Consider the following 21,938-nt stretch of genomic DNA (forward strand, 5'->3'; position numbering starts at 1 on the left):
TGGCGCCATGGACGAACGCGTAATCGGCAGGTCGGGTCAGTGGGCATCGGTCGTCGGTCTCGGCACGTGGCAGCTGGGCGCCGACTGGGGCGCCGTGGACGACAAGGAGGCCGAGTCCGTCCTCGAGGCGGCGGCCGAGGCGGGCGTCACCTTCTTCGACACGGCCGACGTGTACGGCGACGGGCGCAGCGAGTCGACCATCTCCACCTTCCTGAGCAGCCGGCCCGACCTGCACGTCCTGGTGGCCACCAAGATGGGCCGCCGGGTGGAGCAGCTCCCCGCCAACTACGTCCTGGACAACTTCCGCGCCTGGAACGACCGGTCCCGCCGCAACCTCGGCGTCGACCGCATCGACCTCGTGCAACTGCACTGCCCGCCGACCCCCGTCTACTCCTCCGACGAGGTGTTCGACGCCCTCGACACCCTGGTGGAGGAGCAGCGCGTCGCCGCGTACGGCGTGAGCGTGGAGACCTGCGCCGAGGCGCTCGCGGCGATCGCCCGCCCGAACGTGGCGAGCGTGCAGATCATCCTGAACCCGTTCCGCATGAAGCCCCTGTACGAGGTGCTCCCGGCGGCCCGTGAGGCGGGCGTCGGCATCATCGCGCGCGTGCCGCTCGCGTCCGGACTGCTGTCGGGCAAGTACACCAAGGACACCGTCTTCGCCGCCGACGACCACCGCACCTACAACCGGCACGGCGAGGCGTTCGACCAGGGCGAGACCTTCTCCGGGGTCGACTACGCGACCGGCGTCGAGGCCGCGGCCGAGTTCGCCGCGCTCGCCCCCGAGGGCTTCACCCCGGCCCAGCTCGCGCTGCGCTGGATCATCGAGCAGCCCGGCGTCACCACGGTCATCCCCGGCGCCCGCAACCAGGACCAGGCCCGCGCCAACGCGGCCGCCGCCAAACTGCCGCCGCTGCCCGAGGAGACGTTCACCGCGATCCGCGACCTGTACGACCGGCGGATCAAGGAGCAGGTCGAGCACCGCTGGTGAGGCCCGGAGCACCAACCGTTTGAACGAACGTCCCGACGGTTACACGCACCGCATGACGCAGGAGGGACGGCGCACGGGGCGCGACGAGACGGAGGAGGAGCGGGCCGACCGGATGTGGGTCGAGCTGATCCAGGAGGTCCGGGTGGCCCAGACGGGCGTCCAGATCCTCTTCGGGTTCCTGCTCACCGTCGTCTTCCAGGCGAAGTACGCCACCCTCGCCCATCTCGACCAGGTCATCTACATCGTGACCGTCGTGCTGGGCGCCTGCGCGACGGGCGCCCTCATCGGCCCGGTCTCGCTGCACCGTCTGGTCGCGGGCCGCCGGGTCAAGCCGCAGGCGGTGCGGCTGGCCTCCCGGATGACGTTCGTCGGTCTGCTCCTGCTGCTCGCCACCATGACCTCGTCCCTGCTGCTCATCCTGCGGGTGGCCACGCACGACCCCTACGTGCCCTGGCTGGTCGCGGGGGTGGTCACCTGGTACCTGGTGTGCTGGTACGGCCTTCCCCTGTGGGCACGTCGGCGGCACACCAGCGGGTCGCACGAGGCGCCCGCCCGGCCGGACCGGCCCGCCGAACCGCACCACTAGGCGGCCGGGCGCCGGGCGGCGGCGCGAGCCTCCAGGGCCGCGAGTTGACGGTCGTGCACCCTGCTCAGCACCAGCAGCGACAGCACCGAGCCGATCAGGGCGCAGAGCATGTCCCACTGCGTGTCCCACACGTCCCCCTGGGTGGCGAGGAAGGCGTCCGCGCCGTGCCCGCCGATCTCGGCGGCCGCCCATTCCAGCAGCTCGAAGAAGGCGCTGAAGGCGAGGCAGGCGCACACGGTGAGGGGGGCCAGCCAGCGGCTGCCGCGCAGCGGCGAGGTACGGGTGAGCAGTTCGCGCACCAGGACGGCCGGGACGAAGCCCTGCATGAGGTGCCCGAACCGGTCGTACGGGTTGCGGGAGAGCCCGAACGCGTCCCGCGCCCAGTCACCCGCCGGCACCTGCGCGTACGTGTAGTGACCGCCGACCGCGAGCACCAGGGTGTGCGCGGCCAGCAGCCCGCACAGCAGCCCGGTGAGCGGGAAACGCCGCCAGAGCAGCACCACCAGGGGCAGCCCGGCCAGCGCCCAGAACGTCTCCAGGAACCAGGTCGTGCGGTCGCGCACGTCCCACGCCGACACGGCGAGGCCCACGGCGGCCACGCCCGCGAACACGGCGGGTGGCACGCGGCGTGGCAGGGACGGTGCGAGGGAGTGCGCTGCGGTCATGGCGGGGCTCCTTGGCCTCGGCGTCGAAGGAACCCCATCGTGGTGCCGGCCGTCGGGCGCGGGCATGAGTACCGCTACTCAGCCCCGCTGAGGATGTCCGCGAGCAGTTCGTCGACCGGGACCTCCTCCTGCCCGGGCGCCACCACCTGGTGCGTCGCGCGCAGGAACGCGGCGACGGCGGGCGCCCAGGCGAACACCACCGCGTGGTGCCGGCCGCCGTCCGGGCGGGTGTCGCCGAGGAACTCCATGCGCAGCTCGCGCGACATGCCGGTGTCGACCGGGCGCAGCCGCACGTCCCCGACGCCTACCCTCTCCACCAAGCCGTCGCCGAGCATCTCCCGGTCCAGCCGCCAGCGGGCCAGCACATGGCCGTCGTGACCGAACACGACGGTGACGGCGAACGGGTCGTCGGCGTCGTAACTCAGGTGGGCGAGCACCGGACACCGGCCGGTACCGCCGGCCTGGAGCTGTACCACCAGCGTCCTGTGCACGAATGGGTTCACGCGAAGGCCTCCGAGACGATCGGCATAGAGCCCTCTAGTACCCCCTTCACGCCAGCAATGCTCACCCGGCCGACTGAATTTCCGGGGGCGGGGCCCCGGCGCGGCCTCACGGGTCAGCCGAGCGCCTCCCGCAGGGCGGGCAGCAGCGTCTTGGCCGACCAGTCGAGGAATTCAGGCTGCGAGTCGCCGCCGATCTGCACCAGGGCGATCTCCTCGAACCCGGCCTCGGCGTAGGGGCGCACGGCCTCCACGAAGGCGTCCGGGTCGTCGCCGCAGGGGATCGAGGAGGCGACGTCGTCGGTGGTCACGAACTGGGTGGCGGACTCGAAGGAGTCGGGGTGCGGCAGCTCGGCGTTGACCTTCCAGCCGAGGCCGAACCAGCGGAACTGGGCGTGCGCCCGCTTCACCGCCGTCTCCCGGTCCGGGTCGTAGCACACCGGCAGCTGCCCCACTCGCCCCTTGCCGGTCCCGCCGTGCCGGTCGAAGGCGTCCAGCAGTCCCTTCTTCGGCTCGGTGGCGATGACCAGGTCGGCCAGCTCGCCGGCGAGCTTGCAGGACCGCTCGCCGGAGACCGCGAGGCCGATCGGGGTCGGCTCGTCGGGCAGGTCCCACAGCCGGGCCGACTCCACGTCGTAGTGCGTGCCGTGGTGCGTGACGTGCCCGCCCTCGAACAGGGAGCGGATGATGTGCACGGCCTCCTCGAGCATCTCGTGGCGGACGTCCACCGGGGGCCAGCCGCCGCCGACCACGTGCTCGTTGAGGTTCTCGCCGGCGCCCAGCCCGAGCCGGAACCTGCCCTCGGCGAGCAACTGCATGGTCGCCGCCTTCTGCGCCACGACCGCCGGGTGGTAGCGGATCAGCGGGCAGGTCACGTACGTCATCAGCCCGATCCGCGACGTGGCCTGCGCGGCGGCGCCCAGCACACTCCACGCGTACGGGGCGTGGCCCTGAGCCCGCAGCCAGGGGAAGTAGTGGTCGGAGGTCACCGAGAAGTCGAAGCCCACCTCCTCGGCCCGCACCACGTGGTCCACCAGGTCACGGGGACCGGCCTGCTCGGTCATCATCGTGTATCCGATTTGCACCATGGGAGGCGAGTCCCCGGCCTGCGGGACCGAAAACGGCCGGCCGTGCGGATCAGCCCCCGGCCGGGCGGAAGGTCCCCAGGAAGGTCCGCAGCGCCAGGCGGTTCGCGGCGGTGTCCCAGGCCGCCGCCGGTGTGGTGAAGCGCAGGGAGAAGCCCTGTCCGCCGCCGAGCAGGAAACCGCGGCCGAAGGTGTGCGCCCGCGCGTCCCCGGTCCCGGACAGCCACTCCAGGTCGGCGGCCCGGTGCCCCTGGTAGGTGGTGGGCACCGCACCGGCCACCCGCTGGTAGCCGGGGAGCCGCCTGAGCTGCGGCTCCACGTCGTCGCGCCACACGGCGGCCGGGTCCGGGCCGACCCGGTCGCTGTGGGTGACGGCGAGGGCCGGGGAGTCGTCTCCGGTACCGAAGGTGACGCGGTAGACCAGTGCGGAGGCGCGCACGGTGCTCAGCCGCTTCCAGCCGTCCGGCAACGCCACGGAGAAGCCCTCGGGAGCGGTGTAGCGGCGGTAGCCGGCCGGGAGGGCGGCGGCCCCGCCGGGGGTGGTGGACGGGCCCGGGGTGGTGGACGGGCCCGGGGTGGTGGACGGGCCGGGTCCGGCGCTCCGGCCGGGCGTGTGCCGCGCGGTGCCCTCGGCCGGCGGGGCGGAGGCGGCGCCGGGCCGGCCGGCCGTCCCGCCGGCCGAGAGACCGGGCAGGTGGTGGGTGGCGGCCAGCACGGCGGTGGCGACGGTGACGACAGTGAGCGCGGTGCCGACCGCCATCAGCCGGCGCCCGCGGCCCGTCCTCCGCCACCGCGGTGCGGTGTGCCCGCCGTGCGGCCCGGGGGTGCCGTCGTCGGGCTCGGCGGCGGCCGCGGTCTCGGGCCAGGGCTCGGCCGAGGCATCAGGCCACGGCGCGGGTGAGCCATCGGGCCAGGGCGTGGGCGCGTCGCCGGTCCAGGGCCCCGGTGCGTCGTCGGCCCAGGGCGCGGCCGCAGCGTCCGGCCTCGGTGCGGTCGCGGCATCGGGCCAGGGCGCCGGTGGCGGTGCGGGCGCCGGTTCCGGCGCGGGGGAGGGGGCGGGGTCCGTGGCGGTGTCGTCGTCGAGGGCGCGGGTCAGTGCCGCGCGGACCACCGGCCGGGTCAGCCGCTCCCGGGAGTTCTTGCGCAGCAGGCCCTGCACGGCCTGGGTGAGTTCGCCGGTGCGCAGCGGGGCGCGCAGCGGCAGCCGGTCCACGGCCCGCAGGGTGGCGTCGGGCCGGCCGCGGTCGCGGAACGGCGGGCGTCCCTCGACCGAGGTGTAGAGGACGGCGCCCAGGGCCCACAGGTCGGCGGCCGGCCCGATGCGTTCGTCGCGGGCCTGCTCCGGCGAGGCGTACGACGGCGCGGTGAGCCTCGGCACCAGGGTCGTGCCCGCCAGACCGAACCCGGCGACGACGGCCGGGCCCGAGTCCGGGACGAAGATCTGGCCGGGGCTCAGCTCGCCGTGGGTGATGCCCTCGTCGTGGGCGGCCTGGAGCACGTCGAGCACGTCGAGGCCGATCCGCGCCGCCCGCGCCGGGCCGAACGGGCCCGTCCGGTCGAGGAGTTCGCTCAGGGGGGTGCCGTCGATCCGCTCGGCGACCGTCCACAGGTCGCCCGCCTCCACGACGGCGTCCACCACGGTGGCGACCCGGCCGGGGCACAGCAGCCGCATGATCTCCGAGGTGCGCACGACCCGGGCCGTGGCGCGGCGCAGGGTGTCGGCGTCGCAGTCCGCCGGGAGGGCGACCTGCGACGCCAGCAGGGGCCGGTGCGCCGTCACGTCCTCGGCGTGCCACCACAGACGGTTCGTCTCCCGCGCGACGACCTCGAGCAGCCGGTACCGGCCGGCCACCGGCCCGGATGGGTGGACGTGCGGCTCGACCATGGTCATACCTCGCTGAAACCCCCGACTCGTCCTTTCCCAGAGGTACGCGCGGCCCGTGGGGGTGCGTTCAAAGAATCTTCAACTCGGGCCCGCTTCTTGCCTTTTATTCAAAACCTGCGGTGGTCAGGGGGTTTGGGGAACGGATGTGCGGGCCGGGATCCACCTGCGGGTAACCGACGGTAAACATGGGGTGGGGGGACGTGTTCAGAGCAGCCCGAAGCGGTCCGCCCAGCCGAACAGCTCGGCGGGGGTGGTGTTCCCGCCGCACACCACGAACCCCAGCCGGGCGCCGTCGCCGACCCGCTCCACGACCTGCCGGGCCGCCGGCACCAGACAGCCGGCGGCCGGCTCCGTCCACAGCTTGGCCCGGTCGGCGAGGTCGAGGCAGCCCCGCACGGCCTCCCGGTCCGGCACCACCAGCACCTCCTCGACCAGCGCCGACACATGGTCGTAGGTCAGCCGGGACACCGAGGGCGCACTCAGCGTCGTGACGAGCGAGGACACCGGGACCTGCACCGGACCACCCGCCCGCAGCGCGGCGGCCATGGCCTCGGCGCCCTCCGTCTCCACACCCCACACCCGCACGTCCGGCCGGCGGGCCCGCAGTGCGGCCGCCACTCCGGCGATCAGGCCCCCGCCGCCGACGCTGACCAGCACGTCCGTCGGCTCGTCGCCGTCCGGCACATCCTCGGCGAGCTCCAGGCCCACCGTGCCCTGCGCGGCGACCACGACCGGGTCGTCGAAGGGGTGGACCAGGGTGAGCCCCTCGTCCCGCAGCCGGAGCACCAGCTCGAAGGCGCTGCCCATGCCGTCGGTCAGCCGCAGCGACGCCCCGGCCTCCTCGACCAGCTCGATGGAGCGGGCCGGCGCGGTGCGCGGCATGACCACGGTCGCCTTCACGTCGAGGGCCGCCGCCATCACCGCGAGGGCGACGCCGTGGTTGCCGCCGCTGACCGCGACCACGCCGGCCGCCCGCTCGGCCTCGCTCAGCGACAGCAGCTTGGCCGTCGCCCCGCGCGCCTTGAACGAGCCGGTGCGCTGGAGCAGTTCCAGCTTGGCGGTGACCGGGACACCGAGCAGCGTCGTGAGCCCCGGGCTCGGTACCGTCGGCGTCCGTACGACGTGTCCGGCGATCCGCCGGGCGGCGGCTTCGATGTCCGAGATGCCGATCAAGGTGGTTCACCTTCCCGGCGCGGGGCTGGGGACCGCACCGCCTGCACCCTGACCCGCCGGACCGGCCCGGGTCAACACCGTTTCACCAGGGGCGCTCGGCCAGCCGGTCGAGCAGTCCCAGCAGCTCGGCGACGGGTCCGGCGGCCAGCGTCGGCCGGGCGAGCAGGGCCCGTGCGGCGACGGTGTGCGCGTGGGCCTCGGCCAGCGCCGCGGCACGGCCGCCGGCCTGTTCGACCAGCGCCGCCGCCTCCTCGGCGCGGTCCGGTCCGGCCAGCAGCGCGGGCAGGTGACGGGCGGTGGGCGAGCCCAGGGCGGCCAGGACCGGGAAGGTCTTCTTGCCCTCGCGCAGATCGCCGCCCACCGGCTTGCCGGTGACGGCCGGGTCGCCCCAGAGGCCGAGCACGTCGTCCACCAGCTGGAAGGCGACGCCCAGATGGCGCCCGGCCCGGTCCAGCGCGGCCACGTCCGGCCCGCACGCCCCGCCGAGCGCCGCGCCCAGCGCCACCGCGCAGCCGAGCAGCGCGCCCGTCTTATGCTCGGCCATCACCCGGTACTCCTCGGGCGTCACCCGCTGCGGACCCGTCCAGGGCCGCGCGGCGAACAGCAGGTCGTCGGCCTGCCCGCGGACCAGGTCGGCCAGCGCGGCGGACAGCAGCCGCACCGCGCCAGGGCCGCCGGGCGCCGTCGCGAGGGTCTCCACCGCCAGGGCGAACAGCGCGTCCCCGGCGAGCACCGCGGGACCGGTGCCGTACGCACGCCAGAGGGCCGGGCGGCCCCGCCTGGTCGCGTCGCCGTCCATGATGTCGTCGTGCAGCAGGGAGAAGGCGTGCACCAGCTCCACCGCGACCGCCGCCGGGACCCCGGCCCGTGCGTCGGCCCCGGCCGCCCGCGCGCCCAGCAGCGCCAGCGCCTGCCGTACGCCCTTGCCGCCGGACGCGTCGGCCGGAGCGCCGCCGACCTCGCACCAGCCGAACGCGTACCCGGCCATCTCGGCCACCCACGGGTGCAGCCGCCCCACCGCCTCGGCGAGGGCGGGCCGCACCAGTCCCCGGCAGTCGTCGAGGAGTCCGGACGCGAGGGGCGGTGCCTGCACCGCCGAGGGGAGGGCGGTCACCGTACGGCCTCCGCCACCAGGCCGAACTCCTCCTGGGCACGGGCCACCATCTCCCGCGCGTGCCGCAGCCCGCAGCGCTCCAGGATGCCCGCCAGATCGGCGAGTTCGGCCGCCGTCTCGGCGCGGTCGTGGCCGAGGCGGGCCAGCGACTTGGCGAGTCCGAGGCGGGACAGCGCCTCACCGCGCGGCTCGCTCATCGCGCGGAACTCCTCGAGGGCCAGCCGGTACAGGTCCCGCGCCTCGGGGTAACGGCCCGCGCGGTACAGCACGTTCCCGCGCATCTTGTGGTTGTAGGCGAGCGCGCTGGACAGGTTCATCGCCCGGCAGGACTCCTCGGCCCGGGCCAGCAGCTCCAGCGCCCGCTCGGTGTCCCCGTCGCGGACCGAGAGGACGTCGGCGAGCCCGCGCAGGGCCCAGGCGTGCCCGCGCCGGTCCTCGGCCCGCTCGGCTATCTCCGCCGCCTCCGCGAAGAGCGCGTACGCCCGGTCGTGGTCGCCGGTGTTGCGGTGGATCTGGGCGATGCCCTCCAGCGCCCACACGGTGTGCCGGGCCTCCCCGCGCCTGCGGGCCTCGGCCAGCAACTGCTCGTGGAGGCGGGCCACGGCGGCGTAGTCGCCCTGGATGCGGCCGGTCTCGGCGAGTCCGGCGAGCGAGTAGCCGCGCACCACCACGTCGCCGCCCCGCTCGCCGAGTTCGGCGGCGAGCCCGAGCAGCCGCCAGGCCAGCGGGAAGGCCCCGCGCTGGCGGGCGAGGGTGCCGCCGCTCCACAGCGCCCAGGCCATCGCGGCCGTGTCCCCGGCCTCGCGGGCCGCCCGGTAGCTCGCCTTCCAGGCCCGGTCGGCGTCCTGTACCCGGCCGAGCCGCCGGTGCGCCTCCGCGACGGCCAGCCCGCAGCGGGCCGCCTCGCCGGGGCTGCCCGAACGCTCGGCCTCGCGCAGCCGTTCGGTGCCCTCGGCGAGCACGTCGGTCAGCGAGGAGTTCACGGACAGGGTGGTCAGGGCGCCCTGGTACTCGGGGGCGAAAGCCTTGCCGTACATGCGTACCTTTCTATACACGACGTGTATACACAGCGTGTATAGCACGCCGAAAGCACGCCCTGACCCAGGGGGCCAGGGCTCGGTCTGCTGTCGGACAAGACGCGGGAACGGACTGCGGGGTTGCCTCGCGCGGATCACCGCGCGGGGCGGGTCAGTGCTGCTGTGCCTTCTGGGGTGTCGCCTCGCTCGGCCGCACCACGACGAACCCCTCGCCCTGGAGCATGAGTTGCACCGCCTCACCGGAACCGCCGCGCAGCATCGAGCCGATCGACTGCGAGCGGTGCAGGGAGGTCTGCAGGTGCGCGGTCCAGCCGACCACCGCGTCCGTGTCGACGTAGACCGGCTGCTGCGCCGACACCGGTATGACCAGCGGGTTGCCCTCGCACACCAGCCCGAGCCGGCCCTGTCCGCTGAACACGCTGTTGAACAGGCCGCCGCCGGCGATGCCCGAGCCCTTGACGGTCCTGATCTCGTACGACAACGACGGGTCGAAGCACAGGACGTTGCGGCCGTTGACGGTGAACTGGTCGCCCTGCTCCACCTCGACGATGAAGCAGTTCTGCGCCTCGTGCGCGAACCAGACCTCGCCCTGGCCGCGGACCGCCATCAGGGGCAGGCCCTCGCCGGTGACCGCGCGCTTGAGCATGCCGCCCACGCCCTGGCCCTTGCGCTCGAACTGCAGGTTGCCGCGGTGCGCGATCATCGCGCCCTGACGGGCGTACATCTCGCCGCTGACCGCGTACTTGATGCACTTGGCGTTCTCGACGGACATCCCCGGCTCGACGGCGGGCGCGACCATGTGCTGACTGGAAAAGAGATCACCCTTCATGCGGGGCATCGTGTCCCGGACGGTGCCGTTCCGCCAAGATCACGTCATGTCCCGGTTCCGTCACGCCCGCCCGGTGCGCCGCCGCCCGCGCCGCTACTGGGTCAGGTCCCGTGTCCCGGCCGCGGGGAGACTCCGGGACCTGGCCTGCTTGCCGCAGAACGCCGACTCCAGAACGCCGGCCAACGTGGTGAGCACCTTGCCGTTGTTCGACGTGGTGGCCGCGGCGGTGACGCTGCGCCTGCCGTCCTTCGTGGCGAACGCGTACGTGTAGTAGCCCTGGACCGCGCCCGTGTGGCCGTACACCGAGACACCGCAGGACAGGTCGCGGCGGCGCAGCCCGAGGCCGTACGACGTCTTCGCGTCGACCCGGGTGAAGCGCTCCATCTCCGCGAGCCGTGCCGGGGACACCAGCTTGCCGCCCAGCAGCGCGGAGAAGAAGGTGTTCAGGTCCCGGGCGCTGGAGATGAGGGCACCCGCGCTCTGCGCCCAGGACGCGGTCTGGGCCGTGGCGTCGACCAGCGGGGCACCGGCGGTGTCGGGGGTGAGGTAGCCGCGGGCGTACCGGCCGGGGATCCGGGTGTCGGGGTGGACGTAGAACGTGTCGGTCAGCTTCAGCGGCTTCAGGATGCGGTTGTCGTACTCGGTCTTCACCGGGTGTCCGGTGAGCTTCTCGATGAGCATGCCCGCCACGACGAAGTTGGTGTTGGAGTAGGCGTAGGCCGCGCCGGGCTCGTTGGTGCGGGGCTTGGCGAGCGAGAGCCGGACCAGCTGCCCGTAGGTGAAGACCTTGTCGCGCACCGCCTCGAAGCCGGTGACGCTCCGGGCGAACATGTCGTTGGTGTAGTCGTACAGGCCGCTGCGGTGGCTCAGCAGGTGCCTGACCGTGATCCGGTCGTCAGGGAGCAGCCCCGGCAGGTAGCGGTCGACCGGGGCGTCGAGGTCCAGCCGGCGCTCGTCGGCCAGTTGCAGCAGGACCACGGTCGAGAACGTCTTGGTGACGCTGCCGATGCGGAAGTGGTCGTCGGTGCTGATGAGTTGCCGGGTGCCGCGGTCGGCCACACCGCGGGCCAGCCGGTAGCTGCTGCCGTCGTCGTCGACCTCGGCCAGCGCTCCGGGCGCGCCCTGCGTCACCGCTGTGCGCAGCACCTGGACCATGCCGGTGGCGTCGGGCGCCGGGAGTGTCGCCGACGCCTCCGGGTTGGTGTGCGGGCCGGCCGCCCGGGCCGGGACCGCGAACAGGGACAGCACGATGGTCCCGAGTACCGCACTCTTGCCCACCATTGATGAGATCATCTGCTTTCCACGTCCGTTCCGGCGGTCCTTGATGCGACATGGGTCACATTCCGGCCTGGGAACCTAGGGGATGGGGACGGCGTCTCCACAGCCGACACACGGTGGGTCGGCGGGTGATCACCCAGTGGCAGGCATATGTAAAGGATTGTCATAGAAACCCGCGAAATGGATCATTCCGGCTTTACGTGCGCATGACTGATCCGTAAGGGTTACCCCCCGGGGGCCAGACCAGCTCCCGGTGGCCCTCAACAGGGCCACGTCTCAAGGCGGTTGGTGCTTCCGACTGCCTTCGAACGAAGGAACCCTGATCAGATTGCGTAGACCGCACATACGTACCGTGGCGGTCGCCGTCGCGGTGACGACGGCTGCCACGGGCCTGGCCGGTACGGCCTTCGCGGGTCCCTCCACGGGGGTGGAGCGGTCCGCCGCGTCCGCCACCTCGACCGCCACGGTGGTGGTGGAGGCGGCGCGCACCGCGGCCTTCGCCCACGCTTCGGCGACGGGTGTCTCGCACGGTGACGAACTCCACGCCCAGGACGTGCTCCTCGACCCCGAGGGCGCGCGTCACGTCCGCTTCGTCCGTACGCACAACGGACTCCCGGTGCTCGGTGGCGACCTCGTCGTCCACCTGAACCGGCAGCTGGCCTACGCGGGTGTCACCCGCGCCGCCGGCCACGCCGTGAAGCCGGCCGCGACCAGCGCCAAGCTGACCGCCGGTCAGGCCGCGGCGAAGGCCGCCCAGGCCGCCAAGGGCGACGCGAGCAGCGCCCAGCTCGTCCTGGACGCCCGTGACGGCGCCGCCGCCCTGGCCTACCAGGTGACGGTGACCGACAAGGGCACCGCCAGCACCGTCGTCGTCGACGCCGTCACCGGCAAGGTGCGCAGCAACACCCCCGTCGCCGACGAGTTCCTGTCGCCGAAGCTGATCGACACGCTGCGCAAGCGCGGCGAGACGGCCGACCCGGCCACCGGCACCGTCTCCGCCTCCGGCTCCGCCGGCCTGGTCGGCTCGGGCGCCTCCGGCGCGACGAGCTACCCGGCCACCGCCCACGGCACCGGCAAGACCCTCTTCGTGGGCAACGTCGGTCTCACCACCACGGCGACCTCGCGCGGCCACTACCAGCTCAAGGACCCGACCCGCTACGGCACCGAGGTCCGGGACGCCAAGGGCCGGCAGACGGAGAGCTTCGGCTCCGGCACGAAGTTCACCAACACCACCGACGTGTGGGGCAACGGCAAGACCACGAGCCGGGCCAGCGCCGCCGCCGACGCCCAGTTCGGCATCACCAAGACGCTGGACTTCTACAAGAAGACCTTCAACCGCAAGGGCATAGCCAACAACTCCAAGGCTGCCCGCGGCATGGTCCACTGGGGCAGCAAGGTCGGCAACGCGTTCTGGGACCCGACCTGCAACTGCATGCTGTACGGGGACGGTGACGGCCGCGTCTTCAAGAAGCCGCTCGTCGTCCTCGACGTCACCGGCCACGAGCTGACCCACGGCGTGGTGGAGGCGACCGCGAAGCTGGAGCCGACCTTCGTCGACGACCGCGGCAACCAGTACGGCGAGCCCGGCGCGCTCAACGAGTCCCTGGCGGACATCTTCGGCTCCAACGTGGAGTTCTACGCGAAGAACACCAAGGACACGCCGGACTACCTGATCGGCGAGAAGCTGGGCCTGGACCAGAAGTTCCTGCGCCGCCTCGACCACCCCTCGCTCGACAAGCTCGAGGGCACGGTCGACTACTGGTCGACGGACACGTACTACACCGAGGTGCACGCCGGTTCCGGCGTCTCCTCGCACGCCTACTACCTCCTCGCCGAGGGCAGTGGCAAGAAGACGATCAACGGCGTGAACTACAACTCGCCGACGTTCCACGGCGTCACGGTCAAGGGCATCGGCCGCACCAAGGCCACCGCCATCTTCTACCGTGCGCTGACCCGCTACATGGTCTCCACCACCGACTTCCACGACGCGCGTGTCGCGACGCTGAAGGCGGCCAAGGACCTGTACGGGGCCACCAGCACCGAGTACAAGACGGTGGACAAGGCGTGGGCCGCGGTCAACGTGACCGCCGCCAACACGCCGGCCGCCCGCCACTGACGGACGGCAGCACCACACCGCTCCACCGGATGCCCCGCCCCGTGCGGGGCATCCGCGCGTCCGGCCCGACCCGGCCGGGCGCGGGCGGAGGTGCGCCCGCGCGGCATCGGCGGGACGATGGCCTCCGTGGAACACGCAGGCCCGTCCCGGACGGCCCGCCCGGAGCCCGGCGGGTCCGTCACCGTCAGGGGAGACCACCGGTGAACGGCCGGGTGCGGTGCGTGTGCCGCGTCGCCGCCGTCCTGCTGCTCTCCCTGGCCTGCGAGTCCGTACCCGCCCGGGCCACCGCACCGCCCGCCCGGCCGGCCCCGGCCGTCCCCGCCCCCGCCGGCTCCGGGGTGGTCACCTGGGCGGCGAGCGCCGACCGACCGGGCGACGGCGGCGCCGACCGCGGCTACCGGCTCGTCGTACGCACCAGCGTCGGCGGCACCGATCTGCGCGTGCGCCTGTCCAACGCCTTCGGCGACCGCCCGCTCACCTTCGACAGCGTCTACGCCGGGCTGCGGGCCCGGGGCGCCGCACTGCGTCCGGGCAGCAACCGCCCGCTGACCTTCTCCGGATCCCGTACGGTCACCGTCCCGGCCGGCGCGCTCGTGTGGAGCGACCCGCTGCCCGGGAACGTCCCCGCCGCCGTCGACCTGGCCGTCAGCGTGCACACCCCGGACGCGGCGGGACCGGCCACCGGTCACGGGATGGCCTTGCAGACGTCGTACCTCGCCCAGGGCGACCACAGCGCAGGGGAGGGCGCGGCCGCCTGGCGGCGCACGACCGGCTCCTGGTGGTACCTCGACGCCGTCTCCGTGCGCCCGGCGGACCGCGCCACCGGCGCCGTGGCGGCGCTCGGCGACTCCCTCACCGACGGCTGGCAGTCCAGCACCGACCTGGACCGGCGCTGGCCCGACTACCTGGCCAGACGTCTGAGCCGAGCAGCCGGTACGACGGTCAGGGGCGTCGCCGACGCGGGGATCTCCGGCAACAAGGTGCTCGCCGACGGCTCCGGACCGAGCGCCCTGCACCGCCTCGACCGGGACGTCCTCTCGCTGCCCGGCGTACGCACCGTCGTGCTCTTCGAGGGCGTGAACGACCTCAAGGCCCACACCGGCGTCACCGCGGCCGACCTGATCGCCGGATACCGGCGCATCGCCCGGCGGGTGCACGCGGCCGGCAAGTGCCTGGTGGTCGCGACCGTGACCCCGTTCAAGAGCTGGCCCGAATGGGACCCGGCCGCCGAGGCCGTACGCCGCGACGTCAACCGATTCCTGCGCACCAGTGGGGAGTTCGACGCGGTCGCCGACTTCGACCGCGCCCTGCGCAGCCCCCACGACCCCGCACGGCTCAGGCCTCACCTCGACAACGGCGACCACCTGCACCTCGACGACCAGGGCATGCGCGCCCTGGCCGACGCCGTCCCCACGCGCAGCCTCGACTGCCGGCGCTGACCGGTGCCCTCAGCGCAGCGTCTCCGCCCAGTTCGCCGGTACCCGGCCCGCCGGGCCGGGGGCGGGCTGGTCGGCGGGGTGGCACTCCGGTGGGGCGAGTTCGGGGCCCGAGGCGTACAGCTCGTCCGTGGCGAAGTTCCAGAACCAGGCCTCACCGGGTTCGAAGCTGCGGATCACCGGATGCCCCGTCTCCCGGTAGTGGGCGGTGGCGTGCTTGGCGGGAGAGTCGTCGCAGCAGCCGATGTGGCCGCAGCTGGCGCACCGGCGCAGGTGGAACCACCAGCCGCCGGCCTCCTCGCACTCCACGCACCCGGTGCCGCTCGGCGGCACCCCGGGGTCGATCGCGGACTCGTCGCTCATGCTGCCTCCTCGGGGGTCGGGGCGGACATCTCGGCCGGCACCTCGGCCGGCACCTCGGCGGTCAGCGGCAGCAGCACCTGGAACCGGGTGTCGCCGGGCACCGACTCGACCTGCAGCGTGCCGTGGTGCTTGTTGACGACGATCCGCCAGGAGATGTCCAGGCCGAGACCGGTGCCCTGGCCGACCGGCTTGGTGGTGAAGAACGGGTCGAAGATACGGCTCCTGATCTCCGGCGGCACCCCGGGCCCGGTGTCACGGAACTCGACCAGCACCCGCTCGTGGTCCAGCGCCGTCCGCACGGTCAGCGTGCCCTCGCCGCCCGCGCCGTTCATGGCGCACACCGCGTTGTCGATGAGGTTGGTCCACACCTGGTTCAGTTCCGCCGGGTAGCCGGGGACCTGCGGAAGCGTGCGGTCGTACTCCTTGACCACCTGGATGCGCGAGCCGATCTTGCCGGACAGCATCAGCAGCGTGCTGTCGAGGAGTTCGTGGACGTCCACCACCCGGTAGGGCGCCCGGTCCAGCTGCGAGTACTGCTTGGCCGCGTCGACGAGGTGCGAGATCCGGGTGGTGGAGTCGTCGATCTCGTTCATCAACAGCTCGGTCTCGACGGTGTAGTTGAGCCAGCCGACCGCGCCCGGCAGGATCTCCGCGTCCACCGCGGCGGCGACCTGCTCCAGCCAGTCGACGTCGAGCCCCGCCTGCACGAACGTGGGCGCGAGCTGCCAGCCGTGGTCGATGCCGTGGTCCTCCAGCCAGTCCGTGAGCGTGTCCTCCCGGTCGGAGGCCTCCAGCGGACTGAGCGCCGGGGCCTTCGCGACCCGCTCGGCGGTGCGCTCCTGGATCTCGATCAGACTCGCCAGCGCGTCCCGGGAGAACGGGCCCTCGGCGATGACGGCGAGCTTGTGCCGCATCTTCGCCACCCGCTCCCGCAGGGTGGCGGTGGCCCGGACGGCGGCCGCCGCCGGGTTGTTCAGCTCGTGCGTGAGCCCGGCGGACAACGAGCCGAGCGCCAGCAGGCGTTCCCGCTGCCCGATCGCCGCCTGGGTGCTCTTCGAACCCCAGAACAGCCCCTCCAGCAGGTGCACGGCCATCGGGAACCACTCGCTCATGACCTCGGCGAAGGTGTCCGAGGGCAGTACGAAGAACCGGGTCGGCTCCGTCACCCGCATCGAGTTGTTGTACACCTGGCGCACCCGGTCCCCGAGGTACGCCTGCATGGCACCCGCGTACACCCCCCGCTGCGAGGTCCGGGTCACCTCCACGTCGTCGTTGCCCACCCGCCGCGACAGCACGACCGTGCCCTCGACCATCACGAAGAAACAGGTGGCGGGGTCACCCTCGGTGTACACCTGACCGGGCTGGAACAGCTCCACCCGGCCCTCGCTGCACAGCCGCCCGAGCTGTTCGGGCGCCAGCTTCTCGAAGAGGAACAGGGAGCCGATCTCCTGGGGGTTGCACGGCATCACCTGCCCGCTCATGACTGCTCCAGATACCGGTGGACGAGCATGACGGCCATGGCTCCCTCTCCGACGGCGGACGCGACGCGCTTGGCGGACTCGGCGCGCGCGTCGCCCGCGACGAACACGCCGGGAATGCTGGTCTCCAGGTGGTACGGCGGCCGGTCCAGCTCCCAGCCCGCGGGCGGCCGTCCGTCGGCGGTCAGGTCGGGCCCGGCCAGGATGAACCCGCGGCCGTCGCGCACCACCGTGTCGCCCAGCCAGTCGGTCAGCGGGGCCGCGCCGATGAACACGAACATCCACTGCGCCTCGACCTGTTCGGTCTCCCCGCCGGCCACGTGGCGCAGCGTCAGGCGCTCCAGGCGGTCGGTCCCGTGCGCCGCGTGGACCACCGTGTGGCTGCGCACCGCGATGTTCGGCGCCTCCTCGATCTGCTGGATCAGGTAGTGCGACATCGACGCCGACAGGTCGGCGCCGCGCACCAGCAGCGTCACCGACTTGGCGAACCTGGACAGGTACATCGCCGCCTGCCCGGCCGAGTTGGCGCCCCCGACGATGTACACGTCGTGTCCCTGGCAGGAGGACGCCTCCGTCAGGGCCGAGCCGTAGAACACCCCGCAGCCGGTCAGGTCGGTGCAGCCCTGGGCCTCCAGCTGCCGGTACTGCACGCCCGTCGCCAGGATGATGCTGTGCGCCGCGATCGCCGAGCCGTCCGCGAACCGCACGACCCGCGCCGCCCCGTTCACCTCCAGGGCCGTCACCTCGCGCGTGGTGAGGATCTCGGCGCCGAACTTGGCGGCCTGCCGCCGCGCCCGGTCGGTGAGCTGGGCACCGGACACGCCGTCAGGGAAGCCCAGGTAGTTCTCGATCCGGGAGCTCTGCCCGGCCTGGCCGCCGGTCGCCGAGCGCTCCACGAGCACCGTGCGCAGCCCCTCCGAGGCCCCGTAGACGGCGGCCCCGAGCCCGGCCGGGCCGCCGCCGATCACGACGAGGTCGTAGAAGTCGGCCGTCGGCATCGTCGCCAGGCCCACCCGCGCGGCCAGTTCGGGCGCCTCGGGCTCGACCAGCACCGTGCCGTCCGGGGTGATCACCAGCGGCAGCCGCTGCCCGTCCTGCCCGGCGGCGGCCAGCAGCCGCTGCCCCTCCGGTTCCTCGACCGAGTACCAGCGGTACGGCACCTGGTTGCGGGCCAGGAACTCGCGCACGTCCGAGGAGCGCGCCGACCACCGGTGCCCGACGACCTTGGTGCTGGGCACGGGCCGGTAGGCGCTGGTGCGCCAAGCCTCCAGCAGATCGTCCAGCACCGGGTAGAGCTTCTCCTCCGGCGGGTCCCACGGCTTGAGCAGGTAGTGGTCCAGGTCGACGACGTTGATCGCGTCGATCGCCGCGTTGGTGTCCGCGTACGCGGTCAGCAGCACCCGGCGCGCCCCCGGGTACACGTCCAGGGCCTCTTCGAGGAACTCGATGCCGTTCATCTGCGGCATCCGGTAGTCGGCGAGGATCACGGCGACCAGGTCGCCGCGGAGCTTCAGCTCGCGCAGCGCCTCCAGCGCCGACTCGCCGGACTCGGCGCGCACGATCCGGTACGACTCGCCGTAGCGCCGTCTGAGGTCACGGGCGACGGCGCGGGAGACCCCCGGGTCGTCGTCCACGGTCAGGATGACGGTCCGCGCTGTGTCGGCGGCGGCTTGTGCCATGCCTCTCCCACCCCGAGCGATCGGTTCCCGCGGCGCGGTGTCGCTGGGCCCACCGCACCGGTTCCCGCCCATCGTATGTTCGATCGCCCGGGTCCGCTCCGGTACAGGGCGGGCACCCGGCCCGAAGGACCCGGTCCCCCGCGTGGTGAAGACTGGCAGCGGGAAAGCGGAGAACGAGGAGGCCCGACGCATGACACGCCCGATCACGGCAGGGGTGGACGGTACCGAGGAGAGCCTGGCGGCGCTGGACTGGGCGGCCAGGGAGGCCGTACGGCGGAGGCTGCCCCTGCGCGTGGTGCACGTGTGGCGCTACGAGGAGTCGCTGGCCACGGCCGACCGGGGCACCCAGCACGGCTGGGCCTCGCAAGGGGTGCGGGAGGCCGTGCGCACCGTCTCCGGGCGGCACCCGGAGCTGGAGGTGGCCGTGGACGTGCTGGAGGACGGGGCCGCCCGGGCGCTGGCAGGCGCTGCGGCGGAGGCCGAGATGCTGGTGCTCGGCTCGCGGGGACACGGCCGCGTGGTCGGGTTCCTGGTGGGCTCCGTAGGGCAGCACGTCATCACCGAGGCGGCCCGTCCCGTGGTGCTGGTGCGCGCCGAGGACCGGCCCGCCGCCGAGGCGGCCGGGCGGGACGTGGTCGTGGGCCAGCACGGCAGTCCGGAGGACAGTGCGGACGTCCTGCGGTTCGCGTTCGAGACGGCGGCCGCGCGGGGCGCCGCCGTGCGGGCGGTACGTGCCTGGACGCTGCCGCCCGTGTTCGCCTACAGCCCCGGCTCGCTCAAGCTGCTGGACGACGAAGGCGGCCTCCAGCCCTACGAGCGGCAGGCCCTGGCGGACGCGCTCGCACCCTGGCGTGAGCGCTTCCCCGAGGTTCCGGTGGCCGAGCAGGTCGAGATGGGCAGCGCGGGGCAGGTGCTGCTGGAGACGGCCGCGCAGGCGCAGCTCCTGGTCGTCGGACGGCGGGCGCGCCGCACGGCGGTCGGCACCCGCATCGGCTCGGTCGCGTACGGCGTCCTGCACCACGCTCCGTGCCCGGTGGCCGTCGTCCCGCACGAGTGACCCGGCCACGGCCCGCGGCCCGTTACTCCGGGCCGGTCGGCTCCAGGGTGGCGCGGGCCCTGGGCAGGACGTTGCGGATGTAGTCCGCGACGGCGGTGTCGAGGCCGATGTCGTGCCGGGCGTGCTCGGACAGGTACCAGCGGTGTTCGAGCAGCTCGTGGTAGATCTCGGCCGGATCCATGGTGCCGCGCAGCTCCGGCGGGACCGCGCGCACCGTGGGCCGGAACACGTCCCGCACCCAGCGGTGGGCGAGCACCTCGGGCCGGGCAGCGAGGGGGTCGCCGGGCGCGTGGTCGTCCTGGGTGGCCATCCAGCTCTCCAGGTCGTTCAGGAGGCGCCGCGCCTGGTTCTCCTCGGCGTCGAGGCCGGTCAGCCGCAGCAGCTGGCGCTGGTGGTGGCCGGCGTCGACGACCTTGGGCACGAAGGTGACCGTGTCCCCCTGGGCGGAGTGCTCGATCTGCATCTCGGCCACGTCGAAGCCGAGGTCGTTGAGCCGGCGTATCCGGCGTTCCATGTAGTGGGACTTGCCCGCGGGGTACACCGACGTGCGGGTCAGCTCCTGCCACAGGCCGCCGTAGCGGGTGCAGATCTCGTGCCCGAACTCCACCGGGTCCACCGACGGGTGGAGCGCGCCGGACGCCTCCAGGTCCAGCAGCTCGCCGCTGATGTTCACCCGGGCCAGCTCCAGGTCGTACTCCCGCTGCCCGGTGCTGAGCCGCGGGTGCAGGTCGCCGGTCTCGGCGTCGACCAGGTAGGCCGCGTAGGCGCCCGCGTCCCGCCGGAACAGGGTGTTCGACAGCGAGCAGTCGCCCCAGGCGAACCCGGCCAGGTGCAGCCGGACCAGCAGGACGGCCAGGGCGTCCATCAGCCGGTGCATGGTCGCCGGCCGCATGGTCGTCTCGAACATCGAGCGGTACGGCAGTGAGCCGCGCAGATGCCGGGTGACCAGGACCGGTTCCAGCGGTGCGCCGGAGCGGTCGGTGCGGCCGGTGACCACGGCGAGGGGGTCGACCGCGGGGATGCCCAGCCGGTCCAGGTCGCGCAGCAGCCCGTACTCGCGCAGCGCGGGGCGCTCGGCCAGCTCCTTGACCGCGGTCACCTCGTCGCCGGCCCGCGCGTAGCGCACCACGTGCCGGGAGATGCCACGCGGGAGCGGCACCAGGTACTTCTCGGGCCACTCCTCCAGGGGCGTGTCCCAGGGCAGTTCGAGCAGGAGCGCGGGGTGCTCCGGGTTCGTGGCGCTGATCTGCAAGGCCATGGGAGGCACCCTAAGCCCGGGTGGTCTCACTGCACGCCGCGCGGTCGGAACTGGACGCTGATGCGGGGACCCGCGGCGCGGGTGGTCTTGGGGACGCAGTGTTCCCAGGTCCGCTGGCAGGAGCCGCCCATCACGATGAGGTCGCCGTGCCCGAGCGGCCGCCGGACCGTCGCGCCGCCGCCTCCGGCCGGCCGCAGCAGCAGGTCCCGGGGCGCGCCGACGGACAGGATGGCGACCATCGTGTTCTCCCGGGCGCCGCGTCCGATCCGGTCGCCGTGCCAGGCGACACTGTCGCGGCCGTCGCGGTAGAAGCACAGCCCGGCGGTGGTGAAGGGCTCGCCCAGTTCCTCGGCGTAGTGCGCGGACAGGGCGGCGCGGGCCTCGTCGAGGACGGTGTGCGGCAGCGGGTCGGCCGCCTTGTAGAAGGCGAGCAGCCGCGGTACGGCCACGACGTTGTCGTACATCTTGCGGCGTTCCGCCCGCCAGGGGACCTCGGCCGCGAGCTGTTCGAACAGGACGTCGGCACCGGCCAGCCAGCCCGGCAGCACGTCGATCCAGGCGCCCGCGCCCAGCTCGGTCCGGCGCAGTCCGCCGAGCGGTCCGAGCCGCAGTTCGTCGGTCTGGTCGAACAGGGAGGCCTGGAGGTGCGTGGACATGAGCCCAGCGTACTCCTAAATCGAAAATGTGTTCCCTTGAGGGTTGCCCGCCAGTCCTCGCCGGCCTCTTTCGATACATCGGTGTATCGGATACATTGCCGTATCGAACGGGGGTCGCCACATGACACCGCAGGACACGGCACGACGCGTCACCCGGCGCCGGGCCCGGACGCGCGCCAACCTGTTGGACGCCGCCTTCGCGGTGTTCGCCGCCAAGGGCTTCGGGCGCGTCTCCATCGAGGAGGTCTGCGAGGCCGCCGGCTACAGCCGGGGCGCCTTCTACTCCAACTTCGCCACCCTGGACGAGCTGTTCTTCGCGCTCTACCGGGACCGGGCCGACCTCATCGCCGCCCAGGTGGCCGACGCCCTCGCCCAGGACGGCCCCGGACTCGACGTGCCGGCCGCCGTGGACCGGGTCACCGAGGTGCTGCTGCTCGACGTGGACTGGCTGCTGGTGAAGACCGACTTCCTGGTGCACGCAGCCCGCGACCCGGCCGTCGCCCAGGCCCTCCTGGACCACCGCGCCCGGCTCCGGACGGCCGTCGCCGACCGGCTGTCCCGGGCCCGCGGCCACACCGCGCTCCCCGCCGTGCTCGGCGACGCCGAGGGCGCCGCCCACGCGGTGGTCGCGGCCTACGACGGCGTGACGACCCAGCTGCTGCTGGACAAGGACGTCGACGCCGCCCGCACCTGGCTGGGCCAACTGCTCACCGCCCTGCTGACCGACGGCAGCGGCACCCCCGCATGAGTCG

General features: G+C 73.3%; 20 protein-coding genes. 6 read left to right on the top strand and 14 right to left on the bottom strand.

Going from position 1 to position 21,938, the window contains the following annotated elements; all coding sequences use genetic code 11:
• The first annotated feature begins 7 nt into the window (after positions 1-7).
• Together PV343_RS09610 and PV343_RS09615 are read left to right on the top strand one after the other, a co-directional pair.
• A complete protein-coding gene (locus PV343_RS09610) occupies positions 8-991 on the top strand; it encodes an aldo/keto reductase (RefSeq protein WP_319146403.1) in 984 nt (327 codons plus the stop codon).
• 52 nt (positions 992-1,043) lie between these two features.
• A complete protein-coding gene (locus PV343_RS09615) occupies positions 1,044-1,577 on the top strand; it encodes a DUF6328 family protein (protein WP_319146404.1) in 534 nt (177 codons plus the stop codon).
• Here PV343_RS09615 and PV343_RS09620 read toward each other — a convergent pair.
• The 9 genes from PV343_RS09620 to PV343_RS09660 all read right to left on the bottom strand — a co-directional run bounded on the left by PV343_RS09620 (position 1,574) and on the right by PV343_RS09660 (position 11,158).
• On the bottom strand, positions 1,574-2,242 hold the full coding sequence (locus PV343_RS09620) for a DUF2238 domain-containing protein (RefSeq protein WP_319146405.1): 669 nt from the start codon (positions 2,240-2,242) through the stop codon (positions 1,574-1,576). The genes PV343_RS09615 and PV343_RS09620 overlap by 4 nt on opposite strands.
• 74 nt (positions 2,243-2,316) lie before the next feature.
• Positions 2,317-2,745, bottom strand: coding sequence for an SsgA family sporulation/cell division regulator (locus PV343_RS09625; protein ID WP_319146406.1), 429 nt, complete (start codon positions 2,743-2,745; stop codon positions 2,317-2,319).
• Positions 2,746-2,858: 113 nt separating this feature from the next.
• Complete coding sequence (locus tag PV343_RS09630) at positions 2,859-3,830, bottom strand: LLM class F420-dependent oxidoreductase (protein WP_319146407.1); 972 nt, start codon at positions 3,828-3,830, stop codon at positions 2,859-2,861.
• Between the two features lie 49 nt (positions 3,831-3,879).
• A complete protein-coding gene (locus tag PV343_RS09635) occupies positions 3,880-5,718 on the bottom strand; it encodes a protein kinase domain-containing protein (RefSeq protein ID WP_319146408.1) in 1,839 nt (612 codons plus the stop codon).
• 198 nt (positions 5,719-5,916) lie between these two features.
• Positions 5,917-6,885, bottom strand: a complete 969-nt coding sequence (locus PV343_RS09640) for a threonine/serine dehydratase (RefSeq protein ID WP_319146409.1) — start codon at positions 6,883-6,885, stop codon at positions 5,917-5,919.
• Between the two features lie 82 nt (positions 6,886-6,967).
• Positions 6,968-7,999, bottom strand: coding sequence for a polyprenyl synthetase family protein (locus tag PV343_RS09645; RefSeq protein WP_319146410.1), 1,032 nt, complete (start codon positions 7,997-7,999; stop codon positions 6,968-6,970).
• Positions 7,996-9,036, bottom strand: coding sequence for a tetratricopeptide repeat protein (locus tag PV343_RS09650; RefSeq protein ID WP_319146411.1), 1,041 nt, complete (start codon positions 9,034-9,036; stop codon positions 7,996-7,998). The genes PV343_RS09645 and PV343_RS09650 overlap by 4 nt, the downstream gene beginning before the upstream one ends.
• Before the next feature lie 151 nt (positions 9,037-9,187).
• Positions 9,188-9,865 carry an AIM24 family protein gene (locus tag PV343_RS09655; protein WP_319146412.1) on the bottom strand — a complete coding sequence of 226 codons (678 nt, stop codon included), beginning with the start codon at positions 9,863-9,865 and terminating at the stop codon, positions 9,188-9,190.
• Positions 9,866-9,958: 93 nt separating this feature from the next.
• The gene (locus tag PV343_RS09660; protein WP_415923473.1) at positions 9,959-11,158 is read right to left on the bottom strand and encodes a serine hydrolase domain-containing protein; all 1,200 of its coding nucleotides are present in this window, start codon (positions 11,156-11,158) and stop codon (positions 9,959-9,961) included.
• A 337-nt stretch (positions 11,159-11,495) separates the two neighbouring features.
• Between PV343_RS09660 and PV343_RS09665 the strand changes: the two genes are divergently transcribed.
• Positions 11,496-13,259 (top strand): M4 family metallopeptidase, encoded by a 1,764-nt coding sequence (locus PV343_RS09665; protein ID WP_319146414.1) that lies wholly within the window; start codon positions 11,496-11,498, stop codon positions 13,257-13,259.
• Between the two features lie 200 nt (positions 13,260-13,459).
• Positions 13,460-14,698 (top strand): SGNH/GDSL hydrolase family protein, encoded by a 1,239-nt coding sequence (locus PV343_RS09670; RefSeq protein WP_319146415.1) that lies wholly within the window; start codon positions 13,460-13,462, stop codon positions 14,696-14,698.
• Between the two features lie 9 nt (positions 14,699-14,707).
• Here PV343_RS09670 and PV343_RS09675 read toward each other — a convergent pair whose 3' ends face one another.
• The 3 genes from PV343_RS09675 to PV343_RS09685 are packed head-to-tail and all read right to left on the bottom strand — an operon-like array spanning position 14,708 to position 18,215.
• Positions 14,708-15,058 carry a UBP-type zinc finger domain-containing protein gene (locus PV343_RS09675; protein ID WP_133920494.1) on the bottom strand — a complete coding sequence of 117 codons (351 nt, stop codon included), beginning with the start codon at positions 15,056-15,058 and terminating at the stop codon, positions 14,708-14,710.
• Positions 15,055-16,539, bottom strand: coding sequence for an ATP-binding protein (locus PV343_RS09680; protein ID WP_319146416.1), 1,485 nt, complete (start codon positions 16,537-16,539; stop codon positions 15,055-15,057). Before PV343_RS09680 ends, PV343_RS09675 begins: the two co-directional genes overlap by 4 nt.
• Complete coding sequence (locus PV343_RS09685; RefSeq protein ID WP_319146417.1) at positions 16,536-18,215, bottom strand: FAD-dependent oxidoreductase; 1,680 nt, start codon at positions 18,213-18,215, stop codon at positions 16,536-16,538. Before PV343_RS09685 ends, PV343_RS09680 begins: the two co-directional genes overlap by 4 nt.
• Positions 18,216-18,405: 190 nt before the next feature.
• Here PV343_RS09685 and PV343_RS09690 point away from each other — a divergent pair, with 190 nt between their 5' ends.
• Positions 18,406-19,272 carry a universal stress protein gene (locus PV343_RS09690; protein WP_319146418.1) on the top strand — a complete coding sequence of 289 codons (867 nt, stop codon included), beginning with the start codon at positions 18,406-18,408 and terminating at the stop codon, positions 19,270-19,272.
• A 22-nt stretch (positions 19,273-19,294) separates the two neighbouring features.
• On the opposite strand, the gene PV343_RS09695 is transcribed toward PV343_RS09690, so the two are convergent.
• Both PV343_RS09695 and PV343_RS09700 read right to left on the bottom strand, forming a co-directional pair.
• Positions 19,295-20,530, bottom strand: a complete 1,236-nt coding sequence (locus tag PV343_RS09695) for a DUF4032 domain-containing protein (RefSeq protein WP_319146419.1) — start codon at positions 20,528-20,530, stop codon at positions 19,295-19,297.
• A 26-nt stretch (positions 20,531-20,556) separates the two neighbouring features.
• Complete coding sequence (locus tag PV343_RS09700) at positions 20,557-21,186, bottom strand: alpha-ketoglutarate-dependent dioxygenase AlkB (RefSeq protein ID WP_319146420.1); 630 nt, start codon at positions 21,184-21,186, stop codon at positions 20,557-20,559.
• Between the two features lie 121 nt (positions 21,187-21,307).
• Between PV343_RS09700 and PV343_RS09705 the strand changes: the two genes are divergently transcribed.
• Positions 21,308-21,934 carry a TetR/AcrR family transcriptional regulator gene (locus PV343_RS09705; protein WP_319146421.1) on the top strand — a complete coding sequence of 209 codons (627 nt, stop codon included), beginning with the start codon at positions 21,308-21,310 and terminating at the stop codon, positions 21,932-21,934.
• Positions 21,935-21,938 lie beyond the last annotated feature (4 nt).

The sequence above is a fragment of the Streptomyces sp. WI03-4A genome (assembly GCF_033792105.1).
Taxonomy (GTDB): domain Bacteria; phylum Actinomycetota; class Actinomycetes; order Streptomycetales; family Streptomycetaceae; genus Streptomyces; species Streptomyces collinus_A.